We start from the raw sequence: 22,314 nt of genomic DNA, 5'->3' as shown, positions 1-22,314 counted from the left end.
CCGTGACGATTCCCCAGCAGAGCGGCGAGGCCCAGCTCACCGAGGACGCCGCACCCGGCGAGATCCTGCTGAAGGTGACGGGCCTCGAGAAGCACTTCCCGATCCGCAAGGGCCTGTTCCAGCGGCAGGTCGGCGCGGTGCGCGCGGTCGACGGCATCGACTTCGAGGTCAAGGCCGGTGAGACCCTGGGCGTCGTGGGCGAGTCGGGCTGCGGCAAGTCGACCATGGGCCGGCTGATCACGCGGCTGCTCGAACCGACCGGCGGCACCGTCGAGTTCGAGGGCAAGGACATCACACACCTCGGCGTGGGCGGGATGCGCCCGATGCGCCGCGATGTGCAGATGATCTTCCAGGATCCGTACTCGTCGCTGAACCCGCGCCACACGATCGGCACGATCGTCGGAGCCCCCTTCCGGCTGCAGGGTGTCGAGCCCGAGGGCGGCATCAAGAAGGAAGTGCAGCGCCTGCTCTCCGTGGTGGGCCTCAACCCCGAGCACTACAACCGCTACCCGCACGAGTTCTCCGGCGGTCAGCGCCAGCGCATCGGCATCGCCCGCGCGCTGGCCCTGAAGCCGAAGCTGGTGGTCGCCGACGAGCCGGTGTCCGCGCTGGACGTCTCGATCCAGGCGCAGGTGGTCAACCTCATGGACGACCTCCAGGAGGAACTGGGCCTCACCTACGTGATCATCGCCCACGACCTCTCCGTCGTCCGGCACGTCTCGGACCGCATCGCGGTGATGTACCTCGGCAAGCTCGTCGAACTCGCCGACCGCACCTCGCTGTACGCGGCGCCGATGCACCCGTACACCAAGGCGCTGATGTCGGCGGTGCCGATCCCGGACCCGAAGCGCCGGGGCGTCAAGAGCGAGCGCATCCTGCTGCGCGGCGACGTCCCGTCGCCCCTGGCCCCGCCGAGCGGCTGCCGCTTCCACACCCGCTGCTGGAAGGCGACGGAGATCTGCAAGACGACCGAGCCGCAGCTCCTGGAGCTGCGTCCCGGCCAGCGGGTCGCCTGCCACCACCCGGAGAACTTCGCCGACCAGGCGCCCCAGGACACGGTGCTGCTGACCGTCGCGAAGGAGGCGTCGGAGCTCGTCCCGGACGCGGTGCTGGAGGAGTCGGCGGAGACGTCGGCCGCGGTTGCGGCGGCGGTTACGGAGGCCGAGGCCGAGTCCGAGACCGAGGTCGAGGTCGAGGCCGGCTCCGAGTCGGAGGCGGTGGCTGAGGCGGAGGCCGTCGAGGAGGCCTCGGCGCCGAGTGAGGAGTCGGCCGCGGCCGACGAGGCGGATGGCGACGCGGAAGCCGGTGCGGACGCGGACGCCCAGGAGTCCACCGAAGAGAAGTGACGCAGGACAACCGGACAAAGCCAGGTCGACCGACTCAGGCCGGTCAAGAAAGGTAATTCACCTCACAGACCTGGCTTTGTAAGGTTCACGCATCCTGTCGGGTGAGAATGTCGGGGTGTTCCAGCAACTCTTCACCCCCTCCGTCCAGCACACCATAGATCTCGTCGGTATCTTCGTCTTCGCGATCTCCGGTGCGCTGCTCGCCGTCCGCAAGAACTTCGACGTCTTCGGCATCGCCGTCCTCGCCGAGGTCACCGCGCTGGGCGGGGGGCTGTTCCGTGATCTGATCATCGGCGCCGTACCGCCCGCCGCCTTCACGGACCTGGGGTACTTCATCACCCCGCTGCTCGCGGCGCTCCTGGTCTTCTTCCTGCATCCGCACGTCGAGCGGATCCAGGCCGCGGTCAACGTCTTCGACGCGGCGGGCCTCGGGCTCTTCTGCGTCGCCGGGACGACCAAGGCGTACGAGTACGGGCTCGGGCTCACCGCCTCCGCGACCCTCGGCCTCGCCACCGCCGTCGGCGGCGGTGTACTGCGTGACGTGCTCGCCAACGAGGTGCCCTCCCTGCTGCGCTGGGACCGCGACCTGTACGCGGTGCCGGCGATGGTCGGCGCCACCATGGTGGCGCTGTGCATACGCACCGACGCCCTCACTCCGTTCACCAGCGGGCTCGCGGCCCTCACCGCCTTCGTCCTGCGCCTGCTCGCGATGCGCTTCCACTGGCGCGCGCCGCGTGCCTGGAACCGTCGTTCCACCGTGACCGAGGAGTAGGCGTCCCCGCCTCCCGCCCCTCCGACCCTGAAAAGCTACCGCTCAGTAATTTCTTGTTGTACGGTTCACGCATGTCAGAAGCAGCTACCGCGGCCGGTATGCGGGCCGTGATCGGCGACAGCGAATTCGACCGGGACACGGCGCTCACCCGGCGCGAGCCCGGTGTCTACGACATCGACCTGTCGGCAGGCTGGACGATCATCAGCGCGGTCAACGGCGGCTACCTGCTGGCCGTCCTGGGTCGTGCCCTCGCGGACGCCCTCCCGCACCGGGACCCGTTCACGATCTCCGCGCACTATCTGACGGCGTCCCAGCCGGGCCCCGCGGTGGTCCGCACCGAGACGGTGCGCACCGGCCGCACCCTCTCCACCGGACAGGCCTCCCTGTTCCAGTTCGACGAGCACGGCAACGAGGTCGAGCGGATCCGCGTCCTCGCCTCCTACGGCGACCTCGACGCGCTCCCGGACGACGTCCGTACGACGGCGACGCCCCCGGACATCCCGCCCATGGACCAGTGCTTCGGCCCCCAGGACGGACCCAGCCCGATCTCCGGCAGCTCGGCCATCACCGAGCGCCTGATGCTCAAGCTGGACCCGGCCACCCTGGGCTGGGCCCTCGGCGCCCCGTCCGGCAAGGGCGAGATGCGCTCCTGGTTCGGCCTCGCGGACGGCCGCGACGCCGACCCGCTCTCCCTGCTGCTCGTGGTGGACGCCCTGCCGCCCACCGCCTTCGAGCTCGGTCTCTCCGGCTGGGTCCCCACGGTCGAGCTGACCGTGCACGTACGCCACCGCCCGGCGCCGGGCCCGCTGCGCGTCTCGATCACCACCCGCAACCTGGCCGGCGGCTTTCTCGAGGAGGACGCCGAGGTCTGGGACAGTGCGGACCGGCTGGTCGCGCAGTCCCGGCAGCTGGCCCGGGTGAGGCTCGGCTGAGGCCCGACTGAGCGGCTCGCGGAGAGTCCGGTCCCGTCGAGGGGCCTTGTGCGACAGGGGCGGCGCGCCCGGTGAACGGGTGCGCCGCCCCTGTGTGTTGTCCGTCCCCGTCAGTCCAGCCAGTGCCGGCTGCCGAGGTGGATCAGCCGCAGCTGGCGGGTCGCGGCCTGCGTGGCGCGCTCCCACTCGTCCGCCCGGGGCTCCGCCCCGTCGCCTTCCGCGGTCTCCAGCGCCTCCAGGAAGAGCGACGCGGTGATGAGCAGCTGGTCGACGTAGAGCTGGCCGAGCATCAGCAGGTCGTCCTCGGGCCAGTCCGCGAGTGCCGGGTCCTTGCCCAGTTCGTCCCTCAACTCCACGGCGAACCGGGACAGTTGCGCCCGGATGGCCTCCCGTACGGGCTGGACTCCGCCGTGCCGTTCGCGGCAGATGAAGCGGATGTGGGTGGGGTGTGCCCGCACGTGCTCGGCGAGCAACTGGACGGCGTGCGGGATGCGCTCGTGGTCGGCCAGGGCGACCGTCGTCCGCACCATGGGGTGCAGGCTGCCCAGCGCCTCCTCGACGAGGGCCACACCGAGGTCGGCGGTGGAGTGGAAGTGCCGGTAGAAGGCGGTGGGGGCGATGCCGACCGCGCGGGTGACCTCCCGCAGGCCCAGACTGCTCAGGCTCTGCTCCTCCAGCAGTTCCAACGCCGCGTCGAGGAGCGCCCGTCGGGTCTTCTGCTTCTGGGCCTGACGGATGCCGACGGTGTGACTCATGTCATCCAGTTAACAACTGTTCTCCGCAATTGGAAAGCCGTGCGCGCGCTAGACTCCAAAGTCAGTGAACAGTTGTAACTACAATCGTTCACCGACAAGCTCTGTGAGCATCTCTGAGGGGGGATCGCATCCCAATGCTGTTCATCGTCGCCGCGCTCCTGCTGTTCGGAGTCGTGCTGGGCGTCGTCGCCCACGCTCCGCTGTTCTTCACCGCCGTCGCCGCCGCGGTCATCGCCGGCTGGCTCGGTGTCTTCGCGCTCCGCGAGCGCCACGCCCGCCGACTCGCCCACGGCCGCGCCGTACCGGTCAAGTAGCCCCCGGCGCCGCCCTCGACTCACCCCTATCGACCCGACCGTCGGGAGTTGACCACCATGCACCTCACCGCACCGGCCGACCGTCGCACCGGCCTGCGCGACGCCGACGGCATGGCCGTCGCGTCCTTCATCCTGGGGCTCATCGGCCTCCTCGTCCTCAATGTCGTCCTCGGCCCCATCGCCATCGCCCTGGCCGGCGTGGCCCTGTGGCGCGGCACCGGCCGTCGCGGCCGTGCCCTGCTCGGCCTCTCCCTGGGCATCGCCGACCTCGTGGTCCTGCTGGCCTTCATCCAGACGGACAACACGGTGTCCTGGAGCTTCTAGCGGAGGGCAGCGCCGGGCAGCGACACCTGACGACGCGTATCGACAACCAGTGACGCGCGTCGCGAGCCGAGGGAAGACCGTGGCGCGCGGCCGGGGACGGGCCGCGAGCGCCTCGTCCCTCGGCCCACGCCGTCGTCCGACGCCCTGGAGGGCCCCCGTAGAATCGGGCTCACCATGGCTTACCTCGACCACGCCGCGACCACCCCGATGCTCCCGGAGGCGGCAGCGGCGCTGACCGCCCAGCTGGGCATCACCGGCAACGCGTCCTCGCTGCACGCCTCCGGCCGGCGGGCCCGCCGTACGGTCGAGGAGTCCCGCGAGACCCTGGCGGAAGCGCTGGGTGCCCGCCCGAGCGAGGTCGTCTTCACCTCCGGCGGCACCGAGGCCGACAACCTCGCGGTCAAGGGCCTGTACTGGTCCCGCCGCGCCGCCGATCCGGCCCGCACCCGCATCCTCGTCAGCCCCGTCGAGCACCACGCCGTCCTGGACGCCGTCCACTGGCTCGCCGACCACGAGGGCGCCACCGTCGAGTACCTGCCCGTCGACGCGTACGGACGGGTCCAGCCGGACGACCTGTGCGAGGCCCTCGCCCGCAACCCCGACGATGTCGCGCTGGCCACGGTCATGTGGGCCAACAACGAGATCGGCACGGTCATGCCGATCCGCGAACTCGCCGACATCGCCGCCGAGTTCGGCGTCCCGCTGCACGCCGACGCGGTCCAGGCCTTCGGTCAGGTCCCCGTCGACTTCGCCGCGTCCGGCCTCGCCGCGATGACCGTCTCCGGCCACAAGATCGGCGGCCCGTACGGCATCGGCGCCCTGATCCTCGGCCGCGACCAGACCCCCGTACCCGTCCTGCACGGCGGCGGTCAGGAGCGCCACGTCCGCTCCGGCACGCTCGACGTCCCGGCGATCGCCTCCTTCGCGGTGGCCGCCCGGCTGGCCGCCGAGCAGCGCGAGTGGTTCGCCCGAGAGATCGGCGGCCTGCGCGACGACCTGATCGACGCGGTCCGTGCGGCCGTCCCGGACGCGATCCTCGGGGGCGACCCCGTGGACCGCCTCCCGGCCAACGCCCACTTCACCTTCCCGGGATGCGAGGGCGACTCCCTGCTGCTCCTCCTCGACGCCCAGGGCATCGAGTGCTCCACCGGCTCCGCCTGCACCGCGGGCGTGGCCCAGCCGAGCCACGTCCTCCTCGCCACCGGCACCGACCCGGACCTGGCCCGCGGCACCCTCCGCTTCTCCTTCGGCCACACCTCCACGAAGGCCGACGTCGACGCGGTGGCGCAGGCGATCGGCCCCGCGGTGGAGCGTGCGCGCGCGGCCGGACTGACGTAACCGACGCGGGCTGCGGCCCGGCGCTCAGGCCCGCCGCACGAGCCTCATGTACCGGTCCCAGTCCCAATGGGGCCCGGGATCCGTGTGGTCCGTCCCCGGCACCTCCGCGTGCCCGATGACGTGCTCCCGGTCGACCGGTATGCCGTACCGCCCGCATATCGCCGTCGTCAGCCGCGCCGAAGCCGCGTACATCTCGTCCGTGAAGGAGGACGCGTCCTCCACGAATCCCTCGTGCTCGATGCCGACGCTGCGTTCGTTGTACTCCCGGTTCCCCGCGTGGAACGCCACGTCCAGCTCCCGTATCAGCTGGGTCACCCGGCCGTCCTTGCGGACGATGTAGTGCGCGGCCGCCCCGTGCGCGGGGTCCTGGAACACCTTGACCGCGCTGTCGTAGCCGCCCTGGGTGACATGGATGACCACGCGGTCGATCGGATAGTCGGCGGGCCGGTCCGCCCGCCGGTAGTTCCCCGAGGACGCGGCCACCCAGCGCGCCCCCCGGAAGTCCACCGCGCCCGCCACCCGCGGCTTGTCCACTCCCGGCAGCCGCCACCACAGACGGGACAGCTCCTCGCGGGCCAGCACCGCCGTACCGGCCGCCGCCGCGGCCCCGCCCACCAGCAGCGCGCGCCTGCCCAGCCGCCGGTCCCCGTCGCTCTTCTTCTCCCCCATGTGATCGTCAACGGACGGGCGCGGCTTTCGGTTCCCGCCTCCCCGTACCCTGGAAGCGTTATGACTGACACCCCGCAGCGCACCCGCCCCCTCCGCGTTCTCGCCGCCATGTCGGGCGGCGTGGACTCCGCCGTCGCCGCCGCCCGCGCGGCCGAGGCGGGCCACGACGTGACCGGCGTCCACCTCGCGCTCTCCGCGAACCCGCAGTCGTTCCGCACCGGCGCGCGGGGCTGCTGCACCATCGAGGACTCGCGCGACGCCCGCCGCGCCGCGGACGTCATAGGCATCCCGTTCTACGTCTGGGACCTCGCCGACCGCTTCCGCGAGGACGTGGTCGAGGACTTCATCGCCGAGTACGAGGCCGGCCGGACCCCCAACCCGTGCCTGCGCTGCAACGAGAAGATCAAGTTCGCCGCGCTCCTGGACAAGGCCCTCGCCCTCGGCTTCGACGCCGTCTGCACCGGCCACTACGCCAAGGTGATCGTGAACGAGGACGGCACGCGCGAGCTGCATCGCGCCTCCGACATGGCGAAGGACCAGTCGTACGTCCTCGGTGTCCTGGACGAGAAGCAGCTGGCGCATGCGCTGTTCCCGCTCGGCGACACCGTCACCACCAAGGACGAGATCCGCGGCGAGGCCGAGCGGCGGGGCCTCGCGGTCGCCAAGAAGCCCGACTCGCACGACATCTGCTTCATCGCCGACGGCGACACCCAGGGCTTCCTCGCCTCCCGCCTCGGCAAGGCGGAGGGCGACATCGTCGACGAGTCCGGCGCCAAGGTCGGCACCCATGAAGGCGCGTTCGGATTCACCATCGGCCAGCGCAAGGGACTGCGCATCGGCACCCCGGCCCCCGACGGCAAGCCGCGCTACGTCCTCGACATCTCCCCGGTGACCAACACGGTGACGGTCGGCCCGGTCGCGGCCCTCGACGTCACCGCCCTCACCGCGATCAAGCCCCGCTGGTGCGGCGTCGCCCCGTCCGGCCCCGGCACGTACACGGCCCAGCTGCGCGCCCACGGCGGCGAGACCGAGGTGAGCGCGGAACTCGTGGACGGCGAGCTGCGGGTCACCTTCACCGAGCCGGTCCGCGGCGTCGCCCCCGGCCAGGCGATCGTGCTGTACGACGGCACGCGCGTGGTGGGCTCGGCGACCATCGCGACGACCACGCGCGCGACGACCGCGGTGGCGTAGAGCTACCCGGCGAAGAACTCCGCCAGCACCGGCGCCAGCACGTCCGGGTCCACCATGCGGGTCTGGCCCTCCAGGGTGCGGTACGTGCCGTGGGGGGCCGTGGTCGAGACGTCCCGGGCGGCCGCGCGCAGCCACGCGGAGCTCGCGCCGCCCGCCATGGCGAGCACCGGCACCGCGATCACCACGATCCGCTCCCGGGGCAGCAGGCCGTCGCGCATCACGGTGGCGTCGTATGCCAGCGTCGGCGCGAGTGCCTCCATGTCGGCCCACAGCGGGGAGCGCCGGGCACGCTGGATCACCTCCTCGGCCATACCGGTGAGCCGGAGATAGAGCTCCACCGCGTCACCGCGCCGGCCCTGCCCGAGGGCCTCCGCCAGCTCCCGGGCGTACGAGGCGCGCGCACTGCCCCGGTCCCTCCGGTCGGAGAACGGCGCCTCGTACACCGCGACCCGGCGCACGGGCAGCCCGCTCGCCGCGGCCTCCAGCACCAGCGCACCGCCCGCTCCGACGCCGTAGAGCGCCGCTTCGCCGCCTGCCGCCTCGATCAGCACCTCCAGGTCCTCGACCTCACGGGCCACGGCGTACGGCGCCGTGTCGCCACTCTCGCCACGGCCTCGGCGGTCGTAGGGGATGACGGTGAAGCGGTCCGCCAGCCGCGTGGCGAGCGGGGCCATCGTGGCGCCCGTCGCCAGCGCGCCGCTCACCAGGATGACCGCCGGGCCTTCACCGGTGAGGTCGTGCACGATGAGGGTGCCGTCGCGGGAAATGATCTGTTTGTCCATGCCTGTGGAGACTGCCACCGAGGGCAGGGATATCTGGTTACGACACTTCTACTTCGTAGAAGCACAGGTGGTCCTTGAGCGGCGCCACCTCGTCCTTGGGTTCCGGGTACGCCCACACCAGGTCAGGGGCGTCCGGCAGGGACCAGTAGGTCGCCGTCCCCTTGAACGGGCAGACCGAGTGGGTGCCGGAGGGGGTGAGGAGGTCGAGGCGCACGTCCTCGGCCGGGATGTAGTACCGCACGGGACTGCCGGTCTCGCGCAGCAGCAGGGGTCGGCGGCTGTCGGCGAGCACCAGGTCCCCGTGCACCGCGCGCACGTGCTGCTCGCCCTGTTCGATGGTGATCGTGTGTCCTGCGGCCATACTCGGAAAGCGTTCGCGGGCTTCCGCTTCTTCCCGGATACGGCCGTGTTCTTCCCGGACACGGCCGTGCATCTTCCCGCGTACGGTGGCGCCCATGAACATCTGCGTCTTCCTCTCCGCCGCCGACCTCGACGACCGCTACACGCGCCCCGCGCGCGACTTCGCGAAACTGCTCGGAAAGGGCGGTCACACGCTGGTCTGGGGCGGTTCCGACGTCGGCCTGATGAAGGTGGTCGCCGACGGGGTGCAGGAGGCGGGCGGCCGGCTGGTCGGCGTCTCCGTCGGCTTCCTGGCGGCCAAGGCGCGGGCCGGCGCCGACGAGATGGTCGTCGCCGAGGACCTCGCCGAGCGCAAGCGGCTGCTGCTGGAGAAGGCCGACGCCGTGGTGATCATGGTGGGCGGCACCGGGACGCTCGACGAGGCCACCGAGATCCTGGAGCTGAAGAAGCACGGCCACACCGACAAGCCGGTGGTGCTGCTGAACACGGCGGGCTTCTACGACGGCCTCAAGGAGCAGTTCCACCGGATGGACAGCGAGGGCTTCCTGCCCCGGCCGCTGACCGACCTGGTGTTCTTCGCCGAGGAGCCGGTCGGGGCGCTGGCCTACCTGGAGGAGAGCCTGGGCACCGTGTGAGGGCCTGCTGATGCGACCATGAGGCGCATGGCTACTCATGTGATCACCGGGGCGGGTTCCGGCATCGGCGCGGCCGTGGCCCGCCGCCTCCACGCGCGCGGGGACGATCTCGTCCTCCTCGCGCGCGACGCCGGCCGCGCGAAGGAGCTGGCGGCCGAGTTCCCCGGAGCCCGCACCCTGGTCGGCGATCTCTCCGACCCGGACAAGCTCTCCTGGGCCTTCTCCCACCAGACCCTCCCGGACCGCGTGGACTCGCTCCTGCACTTCGCCGGAGTCGCCGATCTGGGCGACATCGGCGAGCTGACCCCCAAGTCCTGGCGCCACCAGCTCAACGTCAACCTGATCGCCCCCGCCGAGCTGACCCGGCACTTCCTGCCCCAACTTCGCGCCGCCCGCGGCCAGGTGCTCTTCGCGAACTCCGGCGCGGGACTGAGCGCCCACGCCGGCTGGTCCGCGTACGCCGCCTCCAAGCACGGCCTCAAGGCCCTCGCCGACTCCCTCCGCCAGGAGGAGCACGGACACGGCGTGCGCGTCACCTCCGTCTACCCCGGCCGCACCGCGACCCCCATGCAGGCCAAGGTCCACCAGCAGGAGGGCAAGGAGTACGAGGCCGAGCAGTGGATCGACCCCGAGTCGGTCGCGACGACCGTCCTCACGGCCCTGGACCTGCCCCGGGACGCGGAGATCAACGACGTGTCGGTACGGCCGGGGCGCTGACCGGGCCCGGTGGTGGAATCGCGCCCCGGGAAGTTACGTAGGCTTCCTGGGTGAGCGAAAACAGCCAGTTCAGGTTCGGTGCCGCCACCGGTGTGGGCTCCCTGCCCGGCGGGGACGCCCGCGAGGCCGTCAAGACCGTCACCGGGACCTTCGAGGACTTCCCGTTCCTGCCCGAACTGCCGGGCCGCGGCCCTGGCGCCGACATGATCGGGCGGACCGCCGGGATGCTCGTCGACCTGTACGCGCGCGTGGAGCCCAGCGGGTGGCGGATCGGCGACCGGCCCGGGCGGGACACCAAGCGGGCGCGGTCCTGGCTGGGGGAGGACCTCGACGCCCTGGAGGAGTTCACCCAGGGCTACGAGGGCCCGCTGAAGGTCCAGGCCGTCGGGCCCTGGACGCTGGCGGCCGCGCTGGAGCTGAGGAACGGCGAGGCCGCCCTCTCCGACCCCGGGGCCTGCCGCGACCTCGCCGCCTCGCTCGGCGAGGGGCTGCGCCTCCATCTCGCCGACGTCCGGCGCCGCGTGCCCGGCGCACAACTCGTCCTGCAGCTCGACGAACCCACCCTCACCGCCGTACTCCGCGGCCGGGTGAAGACCGCCAGCGGATACCGTACCCACCGGGCCGTCGACCGGCAGGTCGCCGAGGCCACGCTCCGGGACGTCCTCGGGGTGCACACCGGCGGCCCCGTCGTGGTCCATTCCTGCGCGCCGGACGTGCCGTTCGAGCTGCTGCGCCGTGCCGGTGCCGACGGGATCGCCTTCGACTTCTCGCTCCTCACCGAACGTGACGACGAGGCGATCGGCGAGGCCGTGGAAGGCGGGACGCGGCTGTTCACCGGTGTCGTGCCGTCCGTGGACGGCCCGTTGTCAGACCCTGCCGGTAGCGTCATGGGTGTCAGGACGCTGTGGCGCAGGCTGGGGCTGCTACCGGGGCTTCTCGCGGACGCCGTCACGGTCACCCCGTCGTGCGGACTCGCGGGCGCTTCCCCCGCGTACGCCCGCAAGGCCCTCGCCCACTGCGTCCGGGCGGCGAGATCACTCGCGGACAACCCTGAGTAACGGGAGGACAATACGGTGGCCGGCGACAAGCAAGCGGAGACGACGGTGCCCGCCGAGGCACGGGAGCAGCACGCGCAGCTCGCTGAGCAGATCGAGGAGCACCGCTTCCGGTACTACGTGAAGGACGCTCCCGTCATCAGCGACGCGGCGTTCGACAAGCTCCTGCGCTCCCTGGAGGCGCTGGAGGACGAGTTCCCCGGGCTGCGCACGCCCGACTCGCCGACCCAGAAGGTCGCGGGGGCGTACGAGACGGAGTTCACTGCGGTCGAGCACCGCCAGCGGATGCTCTCCCTCGACAACGCCTTCGACGACGAGGAGCTCGCTGCCTGGGCCGACCGCATCGCCCGCGAACTCGGCGACCAGGACTACCACTTCCTGTGCGAGCTCAAGGTCGACGGCCTCGCGGTCAACCTCACCTACGAGCACGGCCGCCTCACGCGCGCGGCCACGCGCGGAGACGGCCGCACCGGCGAGGACATCACGCCCAACGTCCGTACGATCACGGACATCCCGGACCGGCTGCACGGCGACCACGTCCCCGACCTCGTGGAGATCCGCGGCGAGGTCTACTTCCCGATGGAGAAGTTCCTCGAACTCAACGAGCGGCTCGTCGCGGCCGGCGACAAGCCCTTCGCCAACCCGCGCAACGCGGCGGCCGGTTCGCTGCGCCAGAAGGACCCGCGCGTCACCGCGACCCGCCCGCTGCACATGGTCGTCCACGGCATCGGCGCCCTGGAGGGCTACGAGGGACTCACCCGCCTGTCCGAGGCCTATGACCTGCTGAAGACCTGGGGCCTGCCCACCTCCCCGCACAACCGTGTGGTCGACGACCTCGACGGCGTACGGGAGTTCATCGCGTACTACGGCGAGAACCGCCACTCCGTGGAGCACGAGATCGACGGCGTCGTCGTCAAGCTCGACGAGATCCGGCTCCAGGGCCGCCTCGGCTCCACCGCCCGCGCCCCGCGCTGGGCGATCGCGTACAAGTACGCGCCGGAGGAGGTCAACACCAAGCTCATCGACATCAAGGTGGGCGTCGGCCGCACCGGCCGCGTCACGCCGTACGCCCAGGTCGAGCCGGTCACGGTCGCGGGCTCCGAGGTCGAGTTCGCCACGCTGCACAACCAGGACGTCGTCAAGGCCAAGGGCGTTCTCATCGGCGACACGGTGGTGCTGCGCAAGGCCGGTGACGTCATCCCGGAGATCCTCGGACCGGTGGTCGACCTGCGTGACGGCACCGAGCGGGAGTTCGTGATGCCGGCCGAGTGTCCCGAGTGCGGGACGCCGCTGCGGGCCATGAAGGAGGGCGACATCGACCTCCGCTGCCCCAACGCGCGTACCTGCCCGGCCCAGTTGAGAGAGCGCGTCTCCTACCTCGCGGGCCGCGAGTGCCTGGACATCGAGCACTTCGGCGACGTGGCCGCGGCCGCGCTCACCCGCCCTCTGGAGCCGGCCGACCCTCCGCTGGTCGACGAGGGCGACCTGTTCGGCCTCACCGTGGAGAAGCTGCTCCCCATCAAGGCGTACGTCCTCGACCAGGACAGCGGGCTGCCCAAGCGCGACCCCAAGACCGGTGAGGAGAAGGTCGTCACGGTCTTCGCCAACCAGAAGGGCGAGCCGAAGAAGAACACCCTCGCGCTGCTGAAGAACATCGAGGCGGCCAAGGAGCGTCCGCTCGCCCGCTTCCTCAACGGCCTGTCCATCCGCCACGTCGGCCCGGTCGCCGCCCAGGCCCTCGCCCGCGAGTTCCGCTCCATCGACCGCATCGAGCAGGCCACCGAGGAGGAGTTGGCGACCACCGACGGCGTCGGCCCGATCATCGCCGCCGCCCTCAAGGAGTGGTTCGCCGAGGACTGGCACCGCGAGATCGTCCGCAAGTGGAAGGCCGCCGGCGTCCCGCTGGAGGAGGAGGCCACCGGCGAGGACGAGGGCCCGCGCCCGCTGGAGGGGCTCACCGTCGTCGTCACCGGAACGCTGGAGAACTACACCCGGGACGGCGCCAAGGAGGCGCTGCAGAGCCGAGGCGCGAAGGTGACCGGATCTGTGTCGAAGAAGACGTCGTTCGTCGTCGTGGGTGAGAATCCGGGATCGAAGTACGACAAGGCCATGCAGCTCAAGGTGCCGGTTCTGAACGAGGACGGCTTCGGCGTCCTGTTGGAGCAGGGGCCCGAGGCCGCCGCCGAAGTCGCCCTTCCGGCCGGGGAGTAGCGGGGGAAGGCCACCCGTTCGGCGCATACCAGACGCATACGGGTGGCCGGGGCGCATTCGGGCAACCGTCGACGACCGCTGCCCGTGGAAGCCTTCCTCGTCCTACTGTTGAGACATGCACCTGCCGTGCCCAGCTGCGGTCGGGGCATCCCCCTGCTCTCGCAAGGCCCTTGACGTAACCCTCGAGGAACATCTCGAAGGCCGACCTGGGGAACGGGGGGAAGGGTTTTCCAGCGCGGAGCCGTTGACGGGCATCGGGCCGCGTGGCGTGGGCACCGCCGGCTGTGAGAGGGACGGGAATGGAACCGACCGAGAGCGCCGCCCCGGACTCATGGCTGCGCCTGCGTCGCAGGGCGGTCGCGTGGCGAAGGTGCCGGTGGGTGGCGCGGGCCACGGAGCGGGCGGGTGTGCGGGGGCATGTCGTCGCACGTCCGCGCACCGCGACCCCGACGCGCGCCTCCGCATGCCTGGCCCTGGAAGGAGCCCCCGCGCTGCCCGGGGCCGGAGTCGAACGCCATCAGTCCCTGCCCGCGCTGCCCGCCGGCATCGTCGCGGCCGCCGGATTCGCGCTGGGCGTCGGCTTCCTGCGGGCATTCACCGAGCACCGCGCCCTCTTCCCGGCCGGCACGGTCGGCTGGTCCCTGGCCGTGCTCACCGGCGTCATCGTCGGCCACCTGGTGATGCTCGGCCACGCCCGCTGGTGGGGCGGCACCGGCTCCGGCGCCGCCCTCACCCTGGCCGTCCTGCTGCTGTACGGCTGGGTGGCCGCCGGCATGGTCAGCCTCACCGTCGTCGTCCTGGTCGGCATAGCCCGCCGCCACCGCTGGCGGCAGGGCGTGCTGCACGGCGCGGTGGACATCCTCGGCATCGGCGCCGGCGCTCTGGTGCTGGGCGTCTTCGGCCGCGTGCCGACCGTGGAGACGCGCTGGAACCCGGACGACTGGACCGTCACCACCGGCCCCCAGGTCGTGCTGGTCGCGGTCGCCTACCTCGCGGTCACCCGCACCCTGCTGTGGTACCTGCACGCCCCGCGCGGCGGCGGCCTGCCCACCATCGCCCGCACCGCCCTGGTCAGACACGGACTGGTCGCGGTCGCGCTGCTCGGCATCGCGCCGCTGGTCTGCGTGGTCGCCGTCGCCCGGCCGGTCCTGCTCCCGCTGTTCTCCATCCCGCTGATCGCCCTCGACTCCACCCTGTGGATAGCCAGGGCCCGGGCGGAGGAGCAACTGCGCGACCCGCTGACCGGGCTGCCCAACCGGCAGTGGCTCCTGGAGCGGATCTGGACCGCCCTCGACGACGCCGAGCGCATCGACGCCCGCGCCGCCCTCATGCTGATCGACCTCGATCGCTTCCGGTCGGTGAACGACACTCTCGGTCATCTCGCCGGTGACCGGCTGCTGTTGCAGATCGCGGACCGGCTCCGGCACGCCCTGCCGCGCGGAGCGGAGGCCGCGCGGCTGGGTGGCGACGAGTTCGCCGTACTGGTGCCGATCGCCGACTCCACGACGTCGACGATCCGCGTCGCCCGCGGTCTCGTCACCGCGCTGAGCTCACCGCTCGACCTCGACGGACTCACCCTCGTGCTGGAGGCCAGCGCGGGCGTCGCCGTCTTCCCGGACCACGCCCCCGACGCCGAGGGGCTGCTGCGCCGCGCGGACGTGGCGATGTACCAGGCGAAACGGGACCGTACGGGCGTCGAGGTGTACGAGTCCAAGCGGGACTCCAACACCCCCGACCGGCTCGGTCTGCTGGGCGATCTGCGCCGCGCCCTCGACGCGCACGAGGTGCAGCTGCACTACCAGCCCAAGGTCCGCTTCGACGGGCAGGTCGCCGGTCTCGAGGCCCTGGTCCGCTGGGTGCACCCCGAGCGCGGGAAGGTTCCGCCGGACGAGTTCATAGCGATCGCCGAGTCGTCCGGGCTGATGCCCCATCTGACGGAGTACGTACTGGAGACCGCGCTCGGGCAGGTCGCCGAGTGGCGTGCGCGGGGCCTGCGGGTGCCCGTCGCGGTCAATGTCTCCCCGCGGGACGTCCACACGCCGGGTTTCGCGGGCTCGGTGGCCGCGCGGCTGGCCCGGCACGGGGTCCCGGCGGGAGCGCTGCAGCTGGAGATCACCGAGCACGTCCTGCTGGAGGACCCGCAGCGCGCCGCCGACACGCTCGCCGCGCTGTCCGGGCACGGCGTGAAGATGTCCCTGGACGACTTCGGCACCGGGTACTCGTCGCTCGTCCATCTCCGGCGGCTGCCGGTGAGCGAGCTGAAGATCGACCGGTCGTTCGTGGCGCGGCTGGCCGTGGACACCGAGGACGCGGAGATCGTGCGCTGCACGGTCGACCTGGCGCATTCACTCGGGCTGCTGGTCGTCGCGGAGGGCGTGGAGGACGACGAGACCTGGGAACGGCTGCGGGACCTGGGCTGTGACGCCGTACAGGGCTGGCTGGTGGCCGCCGCGATGCCTCCCGAGGAGACGACGGCGTGGCTGCGGGCGCGGGGGTCGCGGGGCTGGCAGCGGGCCGCCCTGCCGGCGGCGGCTTCCGACGACTGACGGCTGCGGGCTGAATTCACTTCGCCACCGCGATCATTGTGCTCATCACCGCCGGACTGCTGTTCGCGGTCCGACCCGACGTCCCACCCGGGGGGAACCAGCCATGTCGTTGTTCGTGCCGAAGTTCGACGAGACCGTACTCGTCCGGGACGCCGAGGCCGAGGTGCTCGGCCAGGCGCCCTCCACCGTCAAGCTGCTCGCCGACAGCAGTGCCAGCGGCGGTGCGCTGTCCACCGTGCGCATCACCCTCGGCGAGGGTGCCGACGGGGCCCGCCCGCACCTCCACAACAACTCCGCCGAGATGTTCTACCTGCTCGACGGCGCCGCCGAGCTCCTCTCCGGAGACGACGTCGTCACCGCCGAGCGCGGCGACCTCGTCATCGTGCCGCCGGGCAGGCCGCACGCGTTCGCCGCCGCCCCCGGGGCCACCGCCGACATCCTGATCGTGATCGCCCCGGGCGTCGAGCGCTTCGAGTACTTCCGCCACCTCCAGCGCATCCGCCTGGGCGAACTCACCCCGGAGAGCCTCCTCGACGTACAGGAGGTCTACGACAACCACTTCCTGCGGAGCGCCGCCTGGGAGGGGCGCCGCTGACCGCGGCCGGCGAGCCTGGAGGACCCGTGGGGCGCCCGGCTCGGGAAACTGTTTCACGGGCACCGTGCCGGGCCCCATAGGATTGGGGCTAGTCGTCCCCTTCCCGTCTGTCGCGCGACGCCTGGCACGCACGCTCGCCGCGTTGCCGAATCGCCCACGTGGCTCCGCCACGAGGACGCTCCGGCGCCTTGCGATCGCACGCCCCAGACGCCGCGCGACCCGCCCTTCGGGCGGACGACGGGAAGGGGACGACGAGCCCCAACCCCAAACCACACACACTCACCCCAGAGGATCGCTGCATGCCTGGCATCACGCGCGAGGAGGTCGCCCACCTCGCCCGGCTGGCGCGTCTGGAGCTGAAGCCCGAAGAGCTCGACCACTTCGCAGGCCAGCTCGACGACATCATCGGCGCGGTCGCCCGCGTCAGCGAGGTCGCCGACCAAGACGTACCGCCGACCTCGCACCCCCTCCCGCTGACGAACGTCATGCGGGCGGACGAGGTCCGTCCGTCGCTCACCCCCGAGCAGGCGCTCTCCGGCGCCCCGGCCCAGGAGCAGCAGCGTTTCAAGGTGCCGCAGATCCTGGGGGAGGACTAAGAAGTCATGACGGACATCATCAAGCTCACCGCCGCCGAGACCGCCGAGAAGATCGCCTCCGGCGAGCTCACGGCCGTCGAGGTCACCGAGGCCCACCTCGCCCGCATCGACGCCGTCGACGAGAAGGTGCACGCCTTCCTGCACGTCGACCGTGAGGGCGCCCTCGCCCAGGCGCGCGCCGTGGACGACAAGCGCGCCCGCGGGGAGAAGCTCGGCCCGCTGGCCGGTGTTCCCCTCGCGCTCAAGGACATCTTCACCACCGAGGGCGTTCCGACGACCGTCGGTTCGAAGATCCTCGAGGGCTGGATCCCGCCGTACGACGCGACGCTCACCAAGCGCCTGAAGGACGCCGACGTCGTCATCCTCGGCAAGACCAACATGGACGAGTTCGCCATGGGGTCCTCCACCGAGAACAGCGCCTACGGCCCGACCGGCAACCCGTGGGACCTCACCAAGATCCCCGGTGGCTCGGGTGGCGGTTCGTCCGCCGCGCTCGCCTCCTTCCAGGCGCCGCTCGCCATCGGCACCGACACCGGCGGTTCCATCCGCCAGCCGGCCGCCGTCACCGGCACGGTCGGCGTGAAGCCGACCTACGGCGCCGTGTCCCGCTTCGGCATGGTGGCGTTCTCGTCCTCCCTCGACCAGGGCGGCCCCTGCGCCCGTACGGTCCTGGACGCGGCGCTGCTCCACGAGGTCATCGCCGGGCACGACCCGCTCGACTCGACCTCCATCGACGCCCCGGTGCCGGCGGTCGTCGAGGCCGCCCGCAACGGCAGCGTCGCCGGGATGCGCATCGGCGTCGTCAAGCAGTTCCGCGGCGAGGGCTACCAGGCCGGCGTCATCCAGCGCTTCGACGAGTCCGTCGAGCTGCTCAAGGAACTGGGCGCCGAGATCGTCGAGCTGGACTGCCCGTCCTTCGACCTGGCGCTGTCGGCGTACTACCTGATCGCGCCGTCCGAGTGCTCCTCCAACCTCGCCCGCTTCGACGGCCTGCGCTACGGCCTGCGGACCGGCGACGACGGCAGCCACTCGGCCGAGGAGGTCACCTCCCTCACCCGTGAGGCTGGCTTCGGCGACGAGGTCAAGCGGCGCATCATGCTCGGCACGTACGCCCTCTCCAGCGGCTACTACGACGCCTACTACGGCAGCGCCCAGAAGGTCCGCACGCTCATCACGCGCGACTTCGAGAAGGCCTTCGAGCCGGGCAGTGGTGTCGATGTGATCGTCTCGCCGACCACGCCGACCACCGCCTTCGCGATCGGCGAGCGCACCGACGACCCGATGGCCATGTACCTGGCCGACCTCTGCACGATCCCGACCAACCTCGCGGGCAACGCGGCGATGTCGCTGCCCTGCGGCCTCGCGCCCGAGGACAACCTTCCGGTCGGTCTGCAGATCATCGCCCCGGCGCTGAAGGACGACCGTTTGTACAAGGTCGGTGCGGCCGTCGAGGCCGCCTTCGTGGAAAAGTGGGGGCACCCGCTGCTCGAGGAGGCTCCGTCGCTGTGAGTGCACTGAACAAGGCCAAGGGCTTCAAGAAGTCGAAGTCCGGTACGTACCTGTCCATGGCGGGGACCGCGTTCAGCGCGGTCGGCGTCGCCAAGCAGATCAAGAAGGCCCGCGCCGAGCACGACACGCTGCGCCTGATCGACGCCGCCGTTTCCGCCGTCGCCATCGTGACCGGCCTCGCCATCCTCTACCGCGAGCTGAAGCGGCTGGGCGATGACGACGTCCTGCTGGGCTGAGAGGGAAGTTTCATCGTGACCACCACGACCGACCTGGTGTCGTACGAGGACGCACTGGCGTCGTACGACCCCGTCATGGGCCTCGAGGTCCATGTCGAACTCGGCACCAAGACCAAGATGTTCTGCGGGTGCTCGACCGAACTGGGCGCCGACCCCAACTCGCAGACGTGCCCGACCTGCCTCGGCCTGCCCGGCGCGCTCCCGGTCGTCAACGCGATCGGCGTCGAGTCCGCCGTCAAGATCGGTCTCGCGCTGAACTGCGAGATCGCCGAGTGGTGCCGCTTCGCCCGTAAGAACTACTTCTATCCGGACATGCCGAAGAACTTCCAGACGTCCCAGTACGACGAGCCGATCGCCTTCAACGGCTACCTCGACGTACAGCTGGAGGACGGCGAGACCTTCCGCGTGGAGATCGAGCGCGCCCACATGGAGGAGGACACCGGCAAGTCGACGCACGTCGGCGGTGCCACGGGCCGTATCCACGGCGCGCAGCACTCGCTGCTCGACTACAACCGCGCCGGCATCCCGCTCATCGAGATCGTCACCAAGCCGATCGTCGGCGCGGGCGACCGTGCCCCCGAGGTGGCGAAGGCGTACGTCCGTGAGCTGCGCGAGGTCATCAAGGCGCTCGGCGTCTCCGAGGCCCGCATGGAGATGGGCCAGATGCGCTGCGACGTCAACCTGTCGCTGATGCCCAAGGGCGCCGACAAGTTCGGCACGCGCAGTGAGACCAAGAACGTCAACTCGCTGCGGTCCGTGGAGCGCGCGGCCCGCTTCGAGATCATGCGGCACGCGGCCGTGCTCTCCTCGGGCGGCACCATCGTCCAGGAGACCCGCCACTTCCACGAGGACACCGGGTCGACGACCTCGGGCCGCGTGAAGGAGGAGGCCGAGGACTACCGGTACTTCCCCGAGCCGGACCTGGTGCCGGTGGCCCCGTCGCGCGAGTGGGTCGAGGAGATCCGCGCCGCGCTGCCCGAGCTGCCGCTGGTCCGCCGCAACCGGCTCCGCGAGGAGTGGGGGATCTCGGCCACCGACATGCAGGCGATCCTCAACGCCGGCGCGCTGGGCCCGATCGTCGCCACGATCGACGCCGGTGCCGACGCCGCATCCGCCCGCAAGTGGTGGATGGGCGAACTGGCGCGCAGCGCCAACGAGTCGGGTGTCTCGCCGGACGAGCTGGCCATCACGCCGCAGCAGGTCGCCCGGGTCACCGAGCTGGTCGTGAAGGGTGACCTGAACGACAAGCTGGCCCGCCAGGTCATCGAGGGCGTCCTCGCGGGCGAGGGCACCCCGGACGAGGTCGTCGAGAAGCGCGGGCTCAAGGTGGTTTCCGACGACTCCGCCCTTGGCACGGCCGTCGACGAGGCCATCGCCGGGAACCCGGGCATCGCCGACAAGATCCGCGGTGGCAAGGTGGCCGCGGCCGGCGCCCTGGTCGGCGCGGTCATGAAGGCCACCCGCGGCCAGGCCGACGCGGCCCGCGTCAAGGAGCTGATCCTGGAGAAGCTGGGCGTCAGCGAGGGCTGAGCGATCGGCGTCCGTAAGCGGTAGTCCCTGGGGGATGCATCGGTTTCGATGCATCCCCCAGGTGTTTCCCGGCCAGGTTCAGCCGCGTTCAGTCGGACTGGTCGCCGAGGGCCATGATCATCGTGCCCGTGATCAGCAGCCAGAGGGCCCAGCGGGTACGGCCGCGGTGACCGAGGACCGTGGCGAGCACGCACACGGCGGCGCCGAAGGCGTAGGCGGCCGGCACCAGTGCCGGTGCGGAGCCGGTGAGACGGAGCAGCGCGGCGGCGAGGCCCGCGAGGGAGAGCAGGGCTCCGGTACCGATCGCCGTCCAGCGGGCCCGGCGGGCGTCCTCGACGTAGTCCTCGCCCTCGGCGTGGTCCGAGTCCTCCGGGTGGTCCCCCGCACGGTCCTCCGGGACGGCCGCCTCGGCTGTCTCGGGTTCTATGTCGGAATCAGCGCGTCCCCTCATGCCGGGCGAGCGTAGTACGTACGGTCCGGCGGGCCCGGCGCGGGGAGTGGGGCGGCCGGAGGGACGCCCCGGACGGCGACGTATGCCAGGCGTACGGCGTACGCCTTGGGGACGAGGATCGCACCGCCCATGAGAGGCTCGTTCGGTAGCAGCGCACGCAGCGAAGGAGCAACCGCACGATGTACGCGAGATCCCTGGGGGACGACGGCGCCGAACTGCGCCCGCTGGAGCCCTGGCACGCCGAGGAGTTCCTCGCGCACCTGGACCGGGGTCGGGAGTTCATCGGGCAGTACATCGCCTTCGGGGCGGGGGCGACGGACGTCGACTCCGCGCGCGTCCTCCTCACCGCGTACGCCGACAAGCGCACCGCGGACGCCGGCAGCCTGCATGGGATCTGGCTGGAGGGGAAGCTGGTCGGCGGGGTGCTGTTCCGCACGTTCGACGCACAGCAGGGCAACTGCGAGGCGGGCTGCTGGCTGGAGCCCGCCGCGGCCGGACGGGGCCTGGTCACGCGCGCCGTCAGGATGCTCATCGATTGGGCGGTTGACGAGCGCGGCATGCACAGGGTGGAGTGGCATGCGGCGTCCGCCAACCAGCCGAGCGTCAATGTCGCGCGGCGGCTGGGGATGACCAGGGACGGGGTGCTCCGCGAGAGCCGCCTCCACCAGGGCATCCGGCACGACATCGAGGTCTGGTCGGTGCTCGCCCCCGAGTGGCGCGCGGCACGCGCGCGTACCGCTCACAACGATCATTAAGAGTCCTCTCAGAGAGCGTCCGTACGGTGCGAGACATGGGAACGAAGACTGTTGACGGTGCCGGGACCGGCACCGAGGCCAAGAACGACGAGACCGAGATCGATCAGGCGAGGAACGGCGAGGAAACGGTGGACGCGACCAAGGCAGCCGAGCGTACGAAGTCGACCGAGGCCGCCGACGAGGTGACGGAGACCGAGGCCGTCGCCGCAGCCGGCGAGGAGCTCGGCGAGGTCGCGGAGAACGCGCCCGAGGGCGCCTCCGGGGTCGGCCAGGGCGCCGCCGCCGTGGTCTCCGCCGCGCTGGGCCTCGTCTCGCTCACCGGCGGCTGGATCGGCACCGTCGCCGCCGCGCGCGCGACCCTCGTCGGCCAGTTGAAGACCGCGTCGACCGCGAGCGTCGGCGCGCAGATCAAGGCGGTCTACGGCGACGCCTGGCACACCACCGCGCTGTGGGCCGGGCTCTTCGCGCTGGCCTCGCTGGTCACCGGCGTCGTCGTCCTGGCCCGGCCCGCGTTCGGCACCCCCGGCAAGCCGCAGGCCCCCTGGATCAAGTCGGTCGCCTGGGCGGGCGTCTCGCTCGGCGTCATCGGCCTGCTCCTGGCCGTCCTCAAGTACTCCGACGCGCTGCTCGCGCTGCCGTCGCCGCACTGAATCCGTACGCCGACACCGCAGGCGTCCAAGGGGCCTTAGAGCATC

General features: G+C 71.5%; 25 protein-coding genes. 19 read left to right on the top strand and 6 right to left on the bottom strand.

Going from position 1 to position 22,314, the window contains the following annotated elements:
* Positions 1-8 precede the first annotated feature (8 nt).
* The 3 genes from ABZ910_RS08610 to ABZ910_RS08600 all read left to right on the top strand — a co-directional run bounded on the left by ABZ910_RS08610 (position 9) and on the right by ABZ910_RS08600 (position 3,050).
* Positions 9-1,346: a dipeptide ABC transporter ATP-binding protein gene (locus ABZ910_RS08610; protein WP_361361043.1), complete on the top strand. Its 1,338-nt coding sequence runs from the start codon at positions 9-11 to the stop codon at positions 1,344-1,346.
* 115 nt (positions 1,347-1,461) lie between these two features.
* Positions 1,462-2,118 (top strand): trimeric intracellular cation channel family protein, encoded by a 657-nt coding sequence (locus ABZ910_RS08605; protein ID WP_361360938.1) that lies wholly within the window; start codon positions 1,462-1,464, stop codon positions 2,116-2,118.
* 71 nt (positions 2,119-2,189) lie between these two features.
* Positions 2,190-3,050, top strand: a complete 861-nt coding sequence (locus tag ABZ910_RS08600; RefSeq protein WP_361360936.1) for a thioesterase family protein — start codon at positions 2,190-2,192, stop codon at positions 3,048-3,050.
* A 110-nt stretch (positions 3,051-3,160) separates the two neighbouring features.
* Here the strand turns inward: ABZ910_RS08600 and ABZ910_RS08595 are convergent, their stop codons facing one another.
* Positions 3,161-3,805 (bottom strand): TetR family transcriptional regulator, encoded by a 645-nt coding sequence (locus ABZ910_RS08595; protein ID WP_361360934.1) that lies wholly within the window; start codon positions 3,803-3,805, stop codon positions 3,161-3,163.
* A 134-nt stretch (positions 3,806-3,939) separates the two neighbouring features.
* On the opposite strand from ABZ910_RS08595, the gene ABZ910_RS08590 reads away from it, so the two are divergent.
* From ABZ910_RS08590 to ABZ910_RS08580, 3 genes are all read left to right on the top strand, one after another.
* Entirely contained in the window at positions 3,940-4,119 is a 180-nt protein-coding gene (locus ABZ910_RS08590) for a hypothetical protein (protein WP_361360933.1), read from the top strand.
* A 57-nt stretch (positions 4,120-4,176) separates the two neighbouring features.
* Positions 4,177-4,443 (top strand): DUF4190 domain-containing protein, encoded by a 267-nt coding sequence (locus tag ABZ910_RS08585; RefSeq protein ID WP_361361041.1) that lies wholly within the window; start codon positions 4,177-4,179, stop codon positions 4,441-4,443.
* A gap of 174 nt (positions 4,444-4,617) precedes the next feature.
* Positions 4,618-5,781 carry a cysteine desulfurase family protein gene (locus ABZ910_RS08580; protein WP_361360932.1) on the top strand — a complete coding sequence of 388 codons (1,164 nt, stop codon included), beginning with the start codon at positions 4,618-4,620 and terminating at the stop codon, positions 5,779-5,781.
* A gap of 24 nt (positions 5,782-5,805) precedes the next feature.
* Here ABZ910_RS08580 and ABZ910_RS08575 read toward each other — a convergent pair whose 3' ends face one another.
* Positions 5,806-6,450, bottom strand: coding sequence for an N-acetylmuramoyl-L-alanine amidase (locus tag ABZ910_RS08575; RefSeq protein WP_361360930.1), 645 nt, complete (start codon positions 6,448-6,450; stop codon positions 5,806-5,808).
* Between the two features lie 60 nt (positions 6,451-6,510).
* On the opposite strand from ABZ910_RS08575, the gene mnmA reads away from it, so the two are divergent.
* Complete coding sequence (gene mnmA / locus ABZ910_RS08570) at positions 6,511-7,641, top strand: tRNA 2-thiouridine(34) synthase MnmA (protein WP_361360928.1); 1,131 nt, start codon at positions 6,511-6,513, stop codon at positions 7,639-7,641.
* Positions 7,642-7,643: 2 nt separating this feature from the next.
* Here mnmA and ABZ910_RS08565 read toward each other — a convergent pair whose 3' ends face one another.
* The gene (locus tag ABZ910_RS08565; protein WP_361360926.1) at positions 7,644-8,423 is read right to left on the bottom strand and encodes an alpha/beta hydrolase; all 780 of its coding nucleotides are present in this window, start codon (positions 8,421-8,423) and stop codon (positions 7,644-7,646) included.
* Between the two features lie 37 nt (positions 8,424-8,460).
* Complete coding sequence (locus ABZ910_RS08560) at positions 8,461-8,784, bottom strand: DUF427 domain-containing protein (RefSeq protein WP_361360924.1); 324 nt, start codon at positions 8,782-8,784, stop codon at positions 8,461-8,463.
* A gap of 94 nt (positions 8,785-8,878) precedes the next feature.
* Between ABZ910_RS08560 and ABZ910_RS08555 the strand changes: the two genes are divergently transcribed.
* The 10 genes from ABZ910_RS08555 (at position 8,879) to gatB (ending at position 20,413) form a co-directional block, all read left to right on the top strand.
* Positions 8,879-9,418: a TIGR00730 family Rossman fold protein gene (locus ABZ910_RS08555; protein WP_361360922.1), complete on the top strand. Its 540-nt coding sequence runs from the start codon at positions 8,879-8,881 to the stop codon at positions 9,416-9,418.
* A gap of 27 nt (positions 9,419-9,445) precedes the next feature.
* Positions 9,446-10,135: an SDR family oxidoreductase gene (locus ABZ910_RS08550; RefSeq protein ID WP_361360920.1), complete on the top strand. Its 690-nt coding sequence runs from the start codon at positions 9,446-9,448 to the stop codon at positions 10,133-10,135.
* Positions 10,136-10,185: 50 nt separating this feature from the next.
* Complete coding sequence (locus ABZ910_RS08545; protein ID WP_361360918.1) at positions 10,186-11,193, top strand: methionine synthase; 1,008 nt, start codon at positions 10,186-10,188, stop codon at positions 11,191-11,193.
* A 15-nt stretch (positions 11,194-11,208) separates the two neighbouring features.
* The gene (ligA, locus tag ABZ910_RS08540) at positions 11,209-13,401 is read left to right on the top strand and encodes an NAD-dependent DNA ligase LigA (RefSeq protein WP_361360916.1); all 2,193 of its coding nucleotides are present in this window, start codon (positions 11,209-11,211) and stop codon (positions 13,399-13,401) included.
* A gap of 299 nt (positions 13,402-13,700) precedes the next feature.
* Entirely contained in the window at positions 13,701-15,947 is a 2,247-nt protein-coding gene (locus ABZ910_RS08535; RefSeq protein WP_361360914.1) for a bifunctional diguanylate cyclase/phosphodiesterase, read from the top strand.
* Between the two features lie 103 nt (positions 15,948-16,050).
* Positions 16,051-16,542: a cupin domain-containing protein gene (locus tag ABZ910_RS08530; RefSeq protein WP_361360912.1), complete on the top strand. Its 492-nt coding sequence runs from the start codon at positions 16,051-16,053 to the stop codon at positions 16,540-16,542.
* Between the two features lie 299 nt (positions 16,543-16,841).
* On the top strand, positions 16,842-17,138 hold the full coding sequence (gene gatC / locus ABZ910_RS08525) for an Asp-tRNA(Asn)/Glu-tRNA(Gln) amidotransferase subunit GatC (protein ID WP_018531282.1): 297 nt from the start codon (positions 16,842-16,844) through the stop codon (positions 17,136-17,138).
* A gap of 6 nt (positions 17,139-17,144) precedes the next feature.
* Positions 17,145-18,647: an Asp-tRNA(Asn)/Glu-tRNA(Gln) amidotransferase subunit GatA gene (gene gatA / locus ABZ910_RS08520; RefSeq protein WP_361360910.1), complete on the top strand. Its 1,503-nt coding sequence runs from the start codon at positions 17,145-17,147 to the stop codon at positions 18,645-18,647.
* The gene (locus ABZ910_RS08515; RefSeq protein WP_361360908.1) at positions 18,644-18,883 is read left to right on the top strand and encodes a hypothetical protein; all 240 of its coding nucleotides are present in this window, start codon (positions 18,644-18,646) and stop codon (positions 18,881-18,883) included. The genes gatA and ABZ910_RS08515 overlap by 4 nt, the downstream gene beginning before the upstream one ends.
* Positions 18,884-18,895: 12 nt before the next feature.
* Positions 18,896-20,413, top strand: a complete 1,518-nt coding sequence (gene gatB, locus ABZ910_RS08510) for an Asp-tRNA(Asn)/Glu-tRNA(Gln) amidotransferase subunit GatB (protein ID WP_361361039.1) — start codon at positions 18,896-18,898, stop codon at positions 20,411-20,413.
* An 88-nt stretch (positions 20,414-20,501) separates the two neighbouring features.
* Here gatB and ABZ910_RS08505 read toward each other — a convergent pair whose 3' ends face one another.
* Both ABZ910_RS08505 and ABZ910_RS08500 read right to left on the bottom strand, forming a co-directional pair.
* Entirely contained in the window at positions 20,502-20,864 is a 363-nt protein-coding gene (locus ABZ910_RS08505; protein ID WP_361360906.1) for a hypothetical protein, read from the bottom strand.
* The gene (locus tag ABZ910_RS08500) at positions 20,861-20,995 is read right to left on the bottom strand and encodes a hypothetical protein (protein WP_361360904.1); all 135 of its coding nucleotides are present in this window, start codon (positions 20,993-20,995) and stop codon (positions 20,861-20,863) included. The genes ABZ910_RS08505 and ABZ910_RS08500 overlap by 4 nt, the downstream gene beginning before the upstream one ends.
* A 48-nt stretch (positions 20,996-21,043) precedes the next feature.
* On the opposite strand from ABZ910_RS08500, the gene ABZ910_RS08495 reads away from it, so the two are divergent.
* Both ABZ910_RS08495 and ABZ910_RS08490 read left to right on the top strand, forming a co-directional pair.
* Positions 21,044-21,619, top strand: coding sequence for a GNAT family protein (locus ABZ910_RS08495; RefSeq protein ID WP_361360902.1), 576 nt, complete (start codon positions 21,044-21,046; stop codon positions 21,617-21,619).
* A 35-nt stretch (positions 21,620-21,654) separates the two neighbouring features.
* Entirely contained in the window at positions 21,655-22,269 is a 615-nt protein-coding gene (locus ABZ910_RS08490; RefSeq protein ID WP_361360900.1) for a hypothetical protein, read from the top strand.
* Positions 22,270-22,314: the final 45 nt, after the last annotated feature.

The sequence above is a fragment of the Streptomyces sp. NPDC046805 genome, assembly GCF_040645355.1.
Classification (GTDB): domain Bacteria; phylum Actinomycetota; class Actinomycetes; order Streptomycetales; family Streptomycetaceae; genus Streptomyces.
Note: the sequence above shows the minus strand (reverse complement) of the source record. Positions and strands in the feature narration are given on the sequence as shown.